This is a genomic window from candidate division KSB1 bacterium (assembly GCA_034506395.1).
Lineage (GTDB): Bacteria > Zhuqueibacterota > Zhuqueibacteria > Thermofontimicrobiales > Thermofontimicrobiaceae > Thermofontimicrobium.
Genome location: JAPDPQ010000018.1, coordinates 70,161 through 85,014, shown reverse-complemented (window position 1 = coordinate 85,014; position 14,854 = coordinate 70,161). Strand labels below are relative to the sequence as shown.

Below are 14,854 nucleotides of genomic sequence, written 5' to 3'. Positions count from 1 at the left end.
GATGTGATTTGAGTGGTTAGAATCCGATCGTCCCAAATGCGACTCTCGAAAAAACAACCAAATTGGTAGGGCAATCATGACAAGGGAATATTTTCGTGATTTTATTTTGCTAATCAGTCAAATTCGAATTGATTTTTCACCATCAACCTGTGGGAGATGTCTCTCTCTGGAGCCATATGAACCAACTATGAAGCGCCAAAGCCTGAGGGGAATTGACGGGTTAAAATCTTTCCCTTGCTAATCTGATCTGATAGTTCTTTTGGTATGCCAATTTGCGCTTATAATTTTGAGCGGCGAGCCAATGATTTAGACAAGATGCTCAACTGTAAGACGCAGGCATTCGAAAATATTGCCTATCAACTCTAGCAATTTAGTTGCCAAAATATATGAATAAATTTGGTTCCAGTCAAGAACTATTTTTCGCTTCTCGCTGTTTCGGTGATCCAATGGAAATTCACTGGTCTTTGTGAAAAGAAAAATCAACTGGCACAGCTCATTACTGACACTATCGAATTAATTATGGATCGTACACATCGCTAATTTTGAGCTGAAACGGCGAGCGAACCAAGTATCATTTGAGAAACAAGCCCTTGCGGACCGCACTGAACTCTGGAGTGGTGAGTTTAAACAGGTAAACACCGCTGGATTGGCCCGCAGCATTCCAAGAGACAGAGTAGCTTCCACCTGATTGTTCTTTATTTACTAAAGACTCAACCAACTGTCCCATTAAATTATAGACTGCTAAATGAACATGGGTTTGCACTGGAAGCTGATAACTTAGTGTAGTTCGTTCATTAAAGGGATTTGGATAATTTTCCTGGAAAACGAAACCCATTGGAATCAGAGGCTTGTTATCAGCCAATGAAGGAGTTACAGGAGGACCGTATCGGATAATGGTACCATAATACCCGCAAATTAAAATTTTGCCATCTTTGGTAATTTCGATGGATTTCAAATATTTCTTAGTAAGACCCTCAGCCACAGGATGCCAACTTTTTCCACCATCGATTGTCTCGAAGATCAATCCGTTTTCCCCAACGATATATCCAATGTTCGCATCTTTGAAATGTATTCCCTCCAGCCGCAAATCGGAAATAAATGGCTGTTGCTTCCAATTGACTCCGTTATCGTTAGAGAACATCACCGTTCCCTCTTCGCCCACAGCCCAAGCATGGGTTTCGTCAATCAAATGAACTGAGTTAATCTTAACATTTTTAGAAAGGTTATGCCTTGCAAAATTCCAATTTCTGCCGCCGTCATGGCTATAAAGGAAGGTGCTATTATCGCCGATTGCGACGAGTTGATTTTGATTCAATCCCTCAATATCAAATAGATCCTTGCTAGTTAGATTTTTGGGGTTTCGATGCCAGGCGTCCCCGCCATCCATACTGTGCATGATCAACCCTTTTTCACCTACAATCCAGAGATCATTTTCATCAGAAGCCCAGATATCGTGCAACCATAGATCGGTGAAATCTTTCCCCTGCCGTTCCCAGGATTTGCAGCCATCGCGAGTCCTAGCAATGAAGCCACCAGTACCAACAATCCATCCTAGTTGATCATTGGCAAAATCAATGCCCCAAAGCTGGATTGCGGACTCATTGTCGGCAATTACTGCCATCGTTTTCCAGTCGATTCCGCCATTATCGCTATACTCCAAAATGCTTGAATAGCCAATCGCCAGAATCCGACTATTATCGACGGCTCTAATTTTATATAAGAAATTTGAAGTCATCGATGGTAAGATTGTCCAAGTAGCTCCAAAATCTGAAGAATAATTAATTGTGCCTCCACGACCCGCGATCCAAATTTGATCGCCAACGACCGCAATTGTTTGACCATCATTGCCGAATTGTCTATCGAGGAGTACCCAATTCTCATTATCGCGGGTCATGAAAACGCAGCCGCGCGAACCGGCTGCGATCCCAGTGGAGTTATTCGGAAACGTGACCGCAAAAAGTCCAGAAAAGCTCGTATCTGGCGGTATCCTGAGTTGCCAGCTATCCCCACCATCTTCGGTTTTAGCAAAAATACATTTGATGCTATTATTGGCTTTGTAGCTTCCAACTAACCACGCTTTTGATTGATCAACCATTGCTACATCATAATAATCTTTTCCTAAAGGCAAAGGTGGAGAAAATGGAGGAAACCATTCGGTCCCATTTTTGGTAAAGAAAATTTTGCCATTTCGACCGACAGCAATGCCATGACTCGAATCAAACATGTCTATTCCAAGCAAATCTTCAGGAAACCAATCATTAATCACTGCTGGTCTCCAATGCTGACCATCCTTCGTGAATAAGATCGTACTCTTGCTTCCACATACGAAGGCGTGTTTTGAGTCGATCACTGAGAGTTTTCGCAAATCATTCGCCGTGAGGTTCGACGCCTGAATATGCCAGGTGTTTCCCCCATCTTCAGTATGCAAGATCACGCCGTTTTTGCCGATGATCCATCCATGAAGCGCATCGGCAAAAGCGATGTCATAATATCGTGCGTTCGGAACAAGGTTGATTTTAATTTCCTCATGATGCACCCAACCATCAGATGTGCGATAGATCCGTCCGCCTAACTCGTCATTCCCAACTATCCATCCGTTCAGGCCATCAATCATGCAAATTCTGAAGATTTCAATCGGAATGGCTTTCTCTGAAGGAACGGTCCATTGCCACTCCCCCGCATGTATCGGGACAGCAAGACTCAAAAGGATCATTGTGGCTAAAATGATTCTCATAACACACAACCCAAAATCATTATTGATTTCTGTCCAATGTCAAATCTGATTGACAAATTCAGCGATCAACTAAGCAATATAAACTTAATTTGCAATAAAACAAATAAATTTTTTATCACAAATTCAAAACCGTATTGCATTCGTTCTTGGGCGCGATGATTAACGCCATCAAATCGGCTGAATATTTCATTCACATGTCTTATTTTTCAATTCGGAGGTTGACAGGATCAGATTATTTTGGTATATTATCGCCCGAAATGTGTCATCAACAGCTTATTTCTTTCTTGGAGGTTTGATCCCGTCGCCATAAGCGAATGGAATCAGAGCCTCTGTTCATGGTACTTTTATTGTCGGCTTGTAAAAAAAATGGAAATTAAACCCGAAATTCTCAAATGAAATGCACGATTCAAAAATAGCCCCACGAAACGCTCGAAAGAGCACAACAGCTATTTTATTGGATCACACTTTAGGGCTATTTTATGTTTTTCACGGGGCAAAAATTTTTTACTTGCGCCGTTTGAGCTCATTTTAGAAATTCAGCTTAAATTGAAAACGTCCAAATGATATTTTTTAGGCACGCCGATCATGAAAATATTTTGACGACAGGAGCGAATGAATGAAAACCTATTTTAAAACTGAAAACGAAATATTCGATAATTTTAATCCAACAATTCAGCGCTTTTTACAACAAGATCAAGTTTGTTATGTTATCGACAATGTTCCAGTACATGGCTATCGCAGCCCAGATTGCAACGCGATCTGGCTAAGGGATCATTCGGATATGCTGCGCGGTGCTCGATATTTTGATCCTGAGATGACCAGTGCGGTTATGCATTTTGCCGCTACGCAGCAGGCCAATGGGTCGATTTTCGATTTCGTCTCGTGCGCCATGGATCGAGAGAACTGGACTAAATATGTGCGCGTCCCAGTAGAAGCTGATGTGGAATTTCGCTTCATCAAAGCGATCTTTTTAGCCTGGCAAGCAACTGGTGATATTACGTGGTTGAAAGAGATTTTGACGCATGCCGAGCGGGCGATGAATTACATCTTTAATCATCCTTGGCGCTGGGATGCGACCCATGGCCTAGTGAAACGGGCCTACACCATCGATACTTGGGATTTTGACTTTGTGGATGAACATCAGCCATGGCTCAATTTTCAAATATCTGAGCGGACTCATTGGGGCATCATGCATGGCGATAACTCTGGCTATTATGAAGCATGCGTGTTATTGGCAAAAATGTATCATCATCTGGGAAACAATGAACGCGCATCTTATTGGCAGCAACTCGGTCAAGGTCTTCGGGAACGCGCCAATCGATTGTGTTGGAACGGCCGCTTCTATGCCCATCGTGTCCCTTTGGACGAGTTTCGGATGCCTGGAGTCAATGAAACTGAGCAGCTTTCGCTTTCCAACCCAATGGATATCAACCGAGGTCTTGCCACTCACGACATGGCGGTAGCCATTCTTCGCGAATATCAGCGCCGGAAGCAACTCACGAACGCCTTTGCTGAGTGGTTCTCAATTGATCCCCCGTTCCCAGATGGCCTTTTTGGCGATCCGAAATTGGTCGCTGGCGCCTATTGCAATGGTGGGATTATGCCGCTGGTCGGTGGCGAACTGGCCCGCGCTGCTTTCGAGCATGGTTTCGAACAATATGGTTTCGAAACGCTAATCAAATACGCGAAGATGATCTACGAAAAAGGGGAGACCTACCTCTGGTATTTTCCCGATGGCACGCCTGCTTCTTTAGAGACCAGCACCAGCCCTGATGCCCAGCCAACCGATGGGTGGGGATCATCCGCCATGCTCTATGCTTTTATCGAAGGCCTGGCGGGCGTTGTTGATGAATCACGTCTTTTTAAAAATATCAAGCTCTCCCCGCGCTGGGTCGTTGCTGATGTGCAAAATGCCGAGGTCCAGGTGGGGTATGCTGCCTCAGATGCAGGGATCCGCTATGAATTTGAATGGCATCCGAAAAAGGAGCGGATTCAGCTCCTTCTGGAGGGCGAGGCCCAATTGCGGTTGCATCTTTTATTACCACCCTCCACAAAAGCCAGTCAGGCAAAATTCGATGGCAAACCTTGGCCTTTTCAAAACGTTTTGATCGAAGCCAGCCCCTATCTCGATGCAGAGTTCTCTGTCCATGGTGTACATCGTTTTGAAGTGTGGCTAAGCTGATGATCGCGTCATTTTGGGCGATGCAAATTGGATCGAGATTGAGAATTGAATGGAGCAAACCATTGGACTACTGTAATTGCATATTGCCTGATCTATTTGAATCCCTTTGATGAATTATCGGGATTTTACCAATAGAATTGCCCCCAGGCCGCGCAATCCGGCTACCTGGCCGCGTTGGGGCTGCGGGCGCGGCATGGAAACCCAAAGCCCCTTGCCTTTGATATATTGCTGCGTGTCTCCAGATCCTCCCCCAGCGATGGCCTCTTTGGCTCTCAACTGAATGAGCAGTTCAGCCATTTCGTTCAGCGTTATCCCCACGTTCGGTTGGGACACATAATATCGGTAGCCCGATTGCTCCTGGGCATTACCAGCGAACATTGAAAGAATGATCAGCTCATTTTGGTCAGTGATGCCAAAACAAGTGAAGGAGGTCCGATCGCAGTAAGGAGAGTAGTTGATCTCATTACCGATCGTCTGTCCTCTATCCCGAGTTCTAACAGGAATACATCGGACAGTGTTGCATCCATGTTGAATGATCTGCGGCCCTGAAATGGCCAATTCGATCGTCAGCTCACTTCGAAGCCTATTTTTTTCGATCAGAACTGAATGGACTTTGGCTGGTAAAGGCGCAAGGATTAGGCAGTCAAATCGCCCACTGAGCGGAATATATTCTTTCCCATCAATGCCGATGGCACCTTCGGGTTTATGGATCAGCTTCCCCTCGTTGATAACGAAACCATTACCACGGACGAAATTCGTGTGCACTGTATTGCAGGCCACCAAGATGTGCTCCAATTCTTCTCCATCTAACTGTCGGGCTTGACGCTTAATTGGGTCAATATAATCGAAAAGACTCATGCCAAAATTGGGCAATTGTTGAGAACGAAGCTGGCCCACGCCCAAAAAATTATGCTCGATCAGATCAAAAAAGCATTCGATCTTCAATTGTACTTTTTGAACATCGATGAAAACGGCTCTGCCTTGCGCATGAAGGGTATCATCACGCCACAATTCGATCATGTGGCATGAGACGCCAGCAGCAACTGATTCGATTTGTTCGATCAAAATATTACTATTCAAACGATCCATACATAATCCCAATAATAGATATCGCTAAACCAAAATCGTTCTGCTCATATGGAAAGCCGGCTAAAGGTACCCAAAAAAACTTTATTATGATTGGGGCCTTTAAAATGAACAAAAGGGAATATGAAAATGTCCCGTCTTTGGATCCAAAAATATCACTCATTCTGAACAATAGCATGTAATGAGCTGCCTGCATTTGCAGGCATGACAACTCTATTTTGAACTATTCTCTATATTGTAGATCTCCGTTTTTTCCAATTGAATGGAGCACCGATTGAACAAACTGCGAGGATCGCAATGGATCGATAGCAACTTTGAATTGATCGATGGGCGATCCTCGATAAAATGAGTAACATGCCAGCAAAATTATCCGATCTGACGATGCTTCCAGTGGCCGCGCTGGAACCACAAGAAAAACGTAATGCCCTTCAACACGGTGGTGAAACTAATGGTCCACCAAATAGCAACAACGCCATAGCCGAGCACGATTGAAAACAAGTAAGCCATGGGGATCCTGAGCGCCGTAAGTGGGATCGAAATCATGAACGGAGGTCTGGTATCGCCAGCACCGGTGAAAGCTCCTTCTAAAATCACTTCGGCGGCCAGAAATATCTCAAACACGGCGACGGCGAAGAGGTACCGATAACCTTCGTCGATGACAGCAGGCTCGTCAATGAAAACTCGCATCATGTCTTTGCCATAGATGATGAAACTGATTGAAATGATTGATAAGAAGGCAACAGCATAAGCTAATGACAGGTGCGCACCGCGAGCCGCTCGATCTGGCTTGCCAGCCCCCAAATTTTGACCTACAACCGTGGCAACTGCCGTTGAAAACCCGAAGGCGATGAAAAAGGGGATGCCCTCAATCCGGTGAGCAATGGAAATGGCTGCCAAGGGCACCGTTCCAAAATAAGCGATGTTTTTCGATAGGGCGATATAGATAATAGAAAAAATTGCCCCCAGCAGGCCGATAGGCATTCCGATCTCAAGCACCTGTCGCGCATGAATGAGGAAGTGATGGAACTGAACCTTCAATCGTATTTTGATAAGAGGCAACGCGAATAGCAGCATTAACATCGAAGCGAAGTGGGCCAGAGCAGAAGCGAGCGCTGCGCCTGGCATCCCCATTTTCGGTGCCCCCAGCCATCCAAAAATAAACACGGGATCCAAAATTGCATTGAGCGCCAGCCCGGTCACCATGATAACCATCGGGATAAACGTATTGCCCATGGCGCGAAAAATCGTATCTAACGAAACCGAACCATAAATGAAAACCAGCGATAGCGTCGTGATCATCGTATAGCGTTGGGCATTGCGTGCGACCGCAGGAGCCAGTCCAAGCAGGTCGAATAGGAACAAATTCGCCAGATAAGTGATGGCAGCAATAAACATCGCGAAGGCCACAGTGAGCATTAAGCCTTGAGACGCCCACATCTGGGCCCGTTGAAAGTTTTCAGCCCCAGCATTTCGGGCAATCAGTGCATTGAGCCCAGCAGCCACACAATTGGCCAGCGCCTTAATGGTCCACAGCACAAACGCAGCAGCGCCCAAAGCAGCCACTGCTTCTGCGCCTAATTTGCCGATCCAGAATAGATCGATGAATTCGTACAGCATGATCGCTAACATCGATATCATGGCAGGCAATGCCAATTGAAACAGTCCAGCACTGATCGAACCCTGTGTGATATTTGTGGCCGTTCCTGTCAACCGCTTCATTCGCGCTCCGTCACCATTTTCGACCTCCTCGTTCTCAGCTCAATTGTTTTATATGTCAAAGCTTAACCAAAGCTGATATCGAGGTCTGCCTTGGTTTGTTGATTTTCGCTTCCGATTCAATTCTAATATTTTTGATACCCTTTTTACCCTAAAAATGAAAATAAGTTTTGTCGGATTCGATGTAAAGTTCTCTTGTTAAATGACAACGGTTGATTTGATATCATAATTCGGCAGTTTGTCTTCGGGAAGGAATTTAAACCAGGGTTTTAAGACCAACGATATGTTGTTAGAATTCGAGCCGCAAATTAATGCTTGAACGAAAACTCACCTCTCTGGCATTTCGACCAGAGGGAGAAATCTGTAAAAGAAGTAATCTTACAGTGACCAGATTTCTCACTTCGTTCGGAATGACATTTTTGCAAAAAAGGCTAATCGTTTTCGTTGAGAAATGTTGAAAATGCAACGCCCTGATGGAATTGATTATCAAAGGTTGAAAATTGATCCGAAACATCTTCAACTGAGCGGTTTTTTATAGGACAGTTGTAGCATGAATTGTCATAAAGCTCTTGATTCGCCTGTTCATTGATCCATAAAAAGAAAAGAATTGACTTTGAAATTTTTTTGTTATATTTTAGGATCAAAATTGAGCTGTTTGCCCTATAATTTGCATGTGGGACATGGCTGTTTTGCGCATACGGATGTAATTAAGATTAGTTTTTAAATCTATTCTTCCAATGCATCATTGAGAGCGATGCGCTTTTTTCGGTTCACATATTTCCCTTCTAAATGAAAAAATCTTTGGAGGAATTTCGATGGAGAAATCGCTGCATAGCATCTGCCGCTGGACTTTTAATCCTGGCAAAGGGGGCTTTGTCCCTGCCGATATTCGGCCCGAATGGAGCAATGAAAACTTCGACACAGTAAAGATGATCCAATTGGTGGCAGAGAAGATTGCCCCGCGACTCCCCAAGTCTATCGAATTAGGGATCGAGCTCCATTATGACACTGAGGTGAACGAGGGTAATGTTGCTGCCGTTGCGGATGCGCTGGTGCATAATAAGCTATTTTTAGCGATGATCACACCAGGGGCGCATAGCCGCTTTGCGTATGGAGGAATTTCATCGTTGGATCCGAATGAGCGCAAAGCTGCAGAGGAATTCGGCCAGCGCACGCTTGATCTGGCTTACGGCCCGTTGCGCAAAGCCTGGCATCCTGATCCTGGCAAAGCCCCTAGTTTGGTGTTGTGGAACGGCTCGTTTGGTTATGATCTCGCTTCTGTGGGGATCAAGCAGATGTATCAGAATTTGAAAGAGAGTGTAGCTCGGTTTTGTCAGTACGAAGAAAAATTAGGGGGCAAGCTATTCATCGCTTTCGAACCAAAGCCCAATGAAGGCCACCCAGCAATGCTTATCCCTACGGTTGCCAGTGCGCTCATCTTCTGGCGAAAGCTGCAGGAGGAATTCGGCATTTCCAGGCGTAATAAAGGCGTTAATAAAGAGTTCGGTCATTCGGAAATGATCGGTTTGGATCATGTCTATGACACGGTCGAGGAACTGGATAACCACGCCATGATGCACATGCATCTCAACAGCCAAGGCTATAACGATGGCATCATCCTCGGCGGCCCCGGCAAATATGATATTGACCATGGGACGAGGGTGAATGGGATGAATATCGCGATCGCTGGACTGATTCAGGAGGCTGGATATGCTCGTTGGAAAGGACATGATATGCAGACTCGGGCCTACGATTCGACCGAACAAGGGATCGATCGTGTCATCCGAAGCATCCTCAGTTGGGAAGCCTGCGATCAGGCTGCTAAACAATTGAACACAGATCTATTGCTCCAATATTTGCGTAATCGCGAGACAGCCAAAGCAGAGGATCTGATGCGAGACGCGGTGGTTCAAGCGCAGGTTGCTTTCAATAAAATGTATAAGGGCTAATTCAATTGATCTGCGAGGTCATTGGAATCCAGCTATCGAGAAGCGATACTCGCGCTTGTTAAGGTCAGAAAAGCGAAAATCAGCTTGATTCGAAATCAATAAAGCAAAATTTCTCGTTCAAATCTGTTGCGATTTTGATATTCACTTTGCATTATGTCTGCTTAGACTCTGATATGATTCATGGCGCTTAGCGGAACATATCTATTGCAGATGTTAAGGCCGATTGGGATATTTGGCAATCAGTGATTATTTCACGGGATAGATATCCAACAATGTTTTTGGCTTTCTGGTTGGCCAACTAACTTCTGAACCAAAAAACACAAGTCACGGGAGGAAAAACAATGAAGCGAATGAGTCTATTGGCGATGAGTTTTCTGGCAATTTGGGTTCTCAATCTTGCGGCGCAGGATTTTCTCCAGCAGGCGGATAGCTATTATGAGAACCGAGGAGCGGTATTCCATCATGACAAGCTGCTTGCGGATCCGGGCAATATCGATAAAGCGATTGCGCTATACAAGAAGGCCATTGAGTCTTCTACGGGTGCTCAAAAAGAAGAAGCGATTTGGAAATTGATCCGCGCTTATTATTTCAAGGGGAAATATACCACCAATAATAGCGAAGAACGCAAGAAGATCTATGATTTGGGGAAGGAACTGGGGCAAGCTGGGCTGAAAGAGTTCCCCGAATCGGTCGGAATTCATCTGTTCTCCGCCATTGTCTGGGGTGTTTGGGGTGAAGAATATGGCATCATGAAAGCCGCGCGAGAAGGAGTCGCTGGCAAAATCAAAGAGCATTGCGAAAAAGTGATCCAGCTCGATCCCAATTTCGATGAGGCCGGTGGCTATCGGGTGTTAGGGCGAGTCTATTATAAAGCCCCCAAGATCCCCTTGGTGCTGAGCTGGCCGTCTAAGAAAAAAGCAGTGGAGATTCTGGAACAGAGCTACAAGTTAGCTCCTCGAAATCTGAATACCCGTCAATTCCTGGCTGAAGCGCTCTATTCTCAGGATCAAAAGGAGCGCGCCATCCAAATGATGAAAGATATTCTCGCAGAGACCGAGGTCATCGAAGGGGTGGCAGAAGATGCGGTCATTAAAAGCGAAGTCAAGGCAACGCTGGCCGAATGGCAAAAATGAAGATGTCCATTCGACCTGAGAGCTCGAAAATCCAACTATTTTGCACAAACCGATCATTCGAATAATATGATTTTCTCAAAGCGATTTGAATCAATGAGCACTTTTGCTTGCTCTTGCAATGGAATTTTTACCAACAGATGGGGCTGTTGATCGCAAAAATGGCAGAATGATGACTGTGCGTTATTATTCTGCCATTTTTTATTTTGAAAATCTTACTGATAGTTTTTAACTTGGAATGAATCGAAAAGGGGTTGATCGAAAAAACTTGGGCATAAAGTTGATTGCAGATAATAAAAAACTCCCATCGAGAATTTCATTTCAATTGGAGCGGCGCTGCCTTCCTGTGCAGATAGAGAATCAAACAGATTTAGAGCTTCAGCTCAAAACTTCTTCGATTCGCCGAAAATGTGCTCTTAATCTTGGACTCAAAGTTTGGACATGAGCCACAGAAAAACATTAGTGCTTCCAGCGGTTTCAAAGATTCACAGCCAATGTAACTGATATTAAGCGCCGCGGCTCTATGAATAAAATTTGCTTTCCTTGACTTTGTTGATTCGCTGGAATGCTTGCTGCTTGGAGCAATGTTTCTCTTCTAAATCATCTGTCCAGATCATGAAGTAGCTGCGGGTACAATATTAATTAAAGTTCTCAGCGGCAATTTTATCATCAGTGGGAAAATTTTGTAGTGGCTCAAAATTGAGGGAACAATGAAATCGAACAATGAACCCATTTTCGAACTTGAATTCGAAATCAATAAATTGCCCACATCCCAGAATTCGAATTTGCAAGATCGCATCCGCCGTCTGGTGAGCCAGCAGTGGTTTTGCGTGCTGTGCACTCAAGGAGAGGGCCAGCCGTACGGCTCGCTGATCGCCTATGCCTTTAGCGATGATCTGAAACAGTTCTTTTTTACCACGCCTGTGGCCACCCGAAAGTACAAATTGCTCAGCCAATGTCGGCAGGTGGCGCTGGTGATCGATAGCCGCTGCCAGCATCAGGACGACATGACGCAGGTCGAGGCAGTGACCATCACGGGCAAAGCGACAGAAATTCAATCTGGCAGTGATTATGAGCAGGGCATCGCCAGCCTCAAACATCGCCATCCCTACCTGGCAGATTTCCTCGATTCCGCTTCTACGGCGCTGTTCCGCATCGATGTGGTGCGCTATTTTCATGTCACCCGTTTCCAGGAGGTGTCCCAGTGGATTCCGTGATTGGCTCAATCAGAACCCTATTCCCCACAATTTCATCTAAATATCAGAAATTTGAATTGACCAAAATATGTTCGATAAAATTGATAAGGAGATAATGTGATGAAATGGTCACTCAAACTCGGCACCTATCGGGGTATTCCCGTTTTCATTCATGCCACCTTTGTGCTGATCATCCTGTGGGTGGCGCTCAGCCATTGGCTTCGGGGGCATGATCTGGCGATGACGCTCAATGGAATTTTCTTTGTATTGTTGATATTTGGCATTGTGGTACTGCATGAATTCGGCCATGCGCTGATGGCGCAACGATACAACATCAAAACTCGGGACATCACGCTGCTGCCCATCGGCGGCGTGGCGCGGCTGGAAAAGATGCCCGACGAGCCGCGGCAGGAGCTATGGGTGGCGCTGGCAGGACCTGCTGTGAATGTGGTGCTAGCGATTGTTTTATATGTTGTGCTGAAAGTTAGTGCAGGGCTGGAGCCATTGGGTAATCTTTCGGTAACGGGAGGCAATCTGCTCGAGCGGTTGCTGGTCATCAACATTTTCATTGCGGGATTCAACATGCTGCCTGCCTTTCCCATGGATGGCGGTAGAGTGCTGCGGGCGCTGTTGGCCATGCGGATGGAATATTCCCGAGCCACTCAGCTCGCTGCCTCCATCGGCCAGGGCATGGCGCTGCTGTTCGGCTTGATCGGAATTTTCGGTAATCCGTTTCTGCTGTTCATTGCCTTCTTCGTCTGGATCGGAGCGGCCCAGGAAGCCAATATGGCCAAGGTGCGCTACGCATTCGATGGCATTCCCGTGCGCAGCGCCATGATCACCGATTTCAAAACGCTCCATCCTGAAGATCCGTTATCCCGAGCCATAGAATTGATATTGGCGGGTTCCCAGCAGGATTTTCCCGTGACCCGAAATGGCAATGTAGTTGGCGTTTTAGAGCGCAGCGCGCTGATGAAAGGTCTGGCACAGCTTGGAAAGGACGCTCGCGTCGAGCAAATTATGGCAACTGATTTTCAAACTGCTGAGCCATCCGAAATGCTGCAATCGGCCATGGCACGCTTGCAGAGCTGCGATTGTCACATCATGCCCGTGATCTCAAACAATGAACTTGCAGGACTTTTGAACATGGAAAATATCGGGGAGTTTATGATGATCCATGCGGCACTGCAAAAGAGGGAGGCGTGATGATCTGTAGGGCAAGATGACATCTTGCCCTACAAGGGTGACGTTCACCTTTTATCACCACGCTTCTATTTCCGCTCTGTCTGCTTTTTCTATGGAGTTAAGCCGTCAGGCTTTTATCAACGAATAAAAGGCTGATGCCTGAATTCCGAACAATTTTATTTCCGGACATTCTGCTTAGAGATTAACCAGTTTGAACTGCGGCAAATACTCCCGATTCATTTCAAACATCTCCCTTACCATGTTCCGAATCTCAGCCAACGATAATTTCGCTGCCGTCAATGGATCGTGAGCGATGGCCTGATAGATCATCATAGCATCGCCTTGAAAAAATCCTTCCACCGCCATCATTTCGGTTTGGGCAGTGAGGTTGGTTAGAATGGCACAGGAATCGGGCAAACGGCCGACGTAGATCGGCTCAAAGCCTTTGCGGGAGGCAAGGACTGGAACTTCGACACAAGCGCCTTCGGGCAAGTTAGTGACCAATCCAGTGTTTGGCACGTTGCCATTGAACTCGTACAATTCGCCGCCCAAATAAGCGTTGATAATGTAAGCAGCATACTCATGACCCCGTTCCAATGAAATCGGATGATCACTGTTCAGCCAATTCAAAAAATCATTCTTCCAAGTCTGTTCAGCGTTGCGGTATTCGTTTAAAATAAAGGCATGATGGCCTGGGTTCCAGCCGGTACCATGGGTGCAGTATTTCTCGATCAAATCAGGCCGTTTGCGGAACCACCAGTTGTATTCGGAATTATGGCCGCTGGATTCGGTGACGTAATAGCCAAGGGCCAGAAACATTTCATTGCGCACTTGTTCTTCGTTGTAAACTTTTTCATTGTTCATCACAACCTCTCGCAACCTGGGGTATAGATCTTTTCCACGATGTTCCAGCCTGATAAACCATGCCAGATGATTGATGCCCGCACATGTAAAATTCAGCTCGCTAAATGGTACTCCCATCCATCGAGCGAGCATCTCGGCTGTACCTTGGACGCTGTGGCACAAACCCGTCACTTTGATGAAACTTTCTCGCTGCATGGCATGGCAGAGCATGGCCATAGGGTTAGTATAGTTCAGCAGGATGGCATTGGGACAAAGTTCTTCCATATCCCTGCAAATGTCTAGCATGGTGGGAATCGTGCGCAGCGCTCGAAAAATTCCCGATGGTCCCCGGGTATCTCCAACATTGATATCGATGCCATATTTCATAGGGATCAAAATATCGTGCTGCCAGATATTGGTATCGCCGCAGAGTATGGTGACCAGCACCGCATCAGCGTCTTTCAACAAATCGCGGCGGTTTAATGAGGCTGTGACTCGTGCAGGATAATTGCCCATTCTGATGATTTTTTCGCAAGCCTTCTTGGCAAATTCCAGCCGTTCGGCATCGATATCCACTAACGCGATCTCTGCTTCTCTCAATATCGGAAAAGTCATCAGATCACGAACCAAGCCCCGCGTAAACCCAAGGCTGCCAGCGCCAATAAAAACGATCTTGTGCATCTATCGCTTTCCTCCTCTGTTCGGTTTCGTCTCAATTATCTAATTCGTCTCTGTTTCGAAATGTCAAAAGCATAAAATATTGTCATGAAGCCTACTGGCTGGCGGACAGGCATCTCTACTTATAATTGAGTCAAATAATCACTTTTAATAAG

The 14,854-nt window shown here is 45.8% G+C and carries 9 protein-coding genes; 5 read left to right on the top strand and 4 right to left on the bottom strand.

The genetic code is table 11. The annotated features are described in order from the left end of the window. Positions 1-571: 571 nt before the first annotated feature. The gene (locus ONB37_12590) at positions 572-2,734 is read right to left on the bottom strand and encodes a YCF48-related protein (GenBank protein MDZ7400992.1); all 2,163 of its coding nucleotides are present in this window, start codon (positions 2,732-2,734) and stop codon (positions 572-574) included. A gap of 616 nt (positions 2,735-3,350) precedes the next feature. Between ONB37_12590 and ONB37_12585 the strand changes: the two genes are divergently transcribed. Next, on the top strand, positions 3,351-4,916 hold the full coding sequence (locus ONB37_12585) for a hypothetical protein (protein MDZ7400991.1): 1,566 nt from the start codon (positions 3,351-3,353) through the stop codon (positions 4,914-4,916). 114 nt (positions 4,917-5,030) lie between these two features. Here the strand turns inward: ONB37_12585 and ONB37_12580 are convergent, their stop codons facing one another. Both ONB37_12580 and ONB37_12575 read right to left on the bottom strand, forming a co-directional pair. Further along, positions 5,031-6,005, bottom strand: coding sequence for a phosphodiester glycosidase family protein (locus ONB37_12580; protein ID MDZ7400990.1), 975 nt, complete (start codon positions 6,003-6,005; stop codon positions 5,031-5,033). Positions 6,006-6,368: 363 nt separating this feature from the next. Then, positions 6,369-7,721, bottom strand: coding sequence for an MATE family efflux transporter (locus ONB37_12575; protein MDZ7400989.1), 1,353 nt, complete (start codon positions 7,719-7,721; stop codon positions 6,369-6,371). 812 nt (positions 7,722-8,533) lie between these two features. On the opposite strand from ONB37_12575, the gene ONB37_12570 reads away from it, so the two are divergent. The 4 genes from ONB37_12570 (at position 8,534) to ONB37_12555 (ending at position 13,199) form a co-directional block, all read left to right on the top strand. Further along, on the top strand, positions 8,534-9,667 hold the full coding sequence (locus tag ONB37_12570) for a xylose isomerase (protein MDZ7400988.1): 1,134 nt from the start codon (positions 8,534-8,536) through the stop codon (positions 9,665-9,667). A 341-nt stretch (positions 9,668-10,008) separates the two neighbouring features. Beyond that, complete coding sequence (locus ONB37_12565) at positions 10,009-10,800, top strand: tetratricopeptide repeat protein (GenBank protein MDZ7400987.1); 792 nt, start codon at positions 10,009-10,011, stop codon at positions 10,798-10,800. A gap of 707 nt (positions 10,801-11,507) precedes the next feature. Then, positions 11,508-12,014 carry a pyridoxamine 5'-phosphate oxidase family protein gene (locus tag ONB37_12560; GenBank protein MDZ7400986.1) on the top strand — a complete coding sequence of 169 codons (507 nt, stop codon included), beginning with the start codon at positions 11,508-11,510 and terminating at the stop codon, positions 12,012-12,014. Positions 12,015-12,113: 99 nt separating this feature from the next. After that, on the top strand, positions 12,114-13,199 hold the full coding sequence (locus tag ONB37_12555) for a site-2 protease family protein (protein MDZ7400985.1): 1,086 nt from the start codon (positions 12,114-12,116) through the stop codon (positions 13,197-13,199). A 174-nt stretch (positions 13,200-13,373) separates the two neighbouring features. Here the strand turns inward: ONB37_12555 and melA are convergent, their stop codons facing one another. Continuing rightward, positions 13,374-14,702, bottom strand: coding sequence for an alpha-galactosidase (melA, locus tag ONB37_12550; GenBank protein MDZ7400984.1), 1,329 nt, complete (start codon positions 14,700-14,702; stop codon positions 13,374-13,376). Positions 14,703-14,854 lie beyond the last annotated feature (152 nt).

Excerpts from the sequence above, each read along its gene's own strand:
- ONB37_12555 (MDZ7400985.1), top strand. The coding sequence starts at position 12,114 with ATGAAATGGTCACTCAAACTCGGCACCTATCGGGGTATTCCCGTTTTC.
- ONB37_12575 (MDZ7400989.1), bottom strand. The coding sequence starts at position 7,721 with ATGAAGCGGTTGACAGGAACGGCCACAAATATCACACAGGGTTCGATC.
- ONB37_12585 (MDZ7400991.1), top strand. The coding sequence starts at position 3,351 with ATGAAAACCTATTTTAAAACTGAAAACGAAATATTCGATAATTTTAAT.
- ONB37_12560 (MDZ7400986.1), top strand. The coding sequence starts at position 11,508 with ATGAAATCGAACAATGAACCCATTTTCGAACTTGAATTCGAAATCAAT.
- ONB37_12590 (MDZ7400992.1), bottom strand. The coding sequence starts at position 2,734 with ATGAGAATCATTTTAGCCACAATGATCCTTTTGAGTCTTGCTGTCCCG.
- ONB37_12580 (MDZ7400990.1), bottom strand. The coding sequence starts at position 6,005 with ATGGATCGTTTGAATAGTAATATTTTGATCGAACAAATCGAATCAGTT.
- melA (MDZ7400984.1), bottom strand. The coding sequence starts at position 14,702 with ATGCACAAGATCGTTTTTATTGGCGCTGGCAGCCTTGGGTTTACGCGG.
- ONB37_12565 (MDZ7400987.1), top strand. The coding sequence starts at position 10,009 with ATGAAGCGAATGAGTCTATTGGCGATGAGTTTTCTGGCAATTTGGGTT.
- ONB37_12570 (MDZ7400988.1), top strand. The coding sequence starts at position 8,534 with ATGGAGAAATCGCTGCATAGCATCTGCCGCTGGACTTTTAATCCTGGC.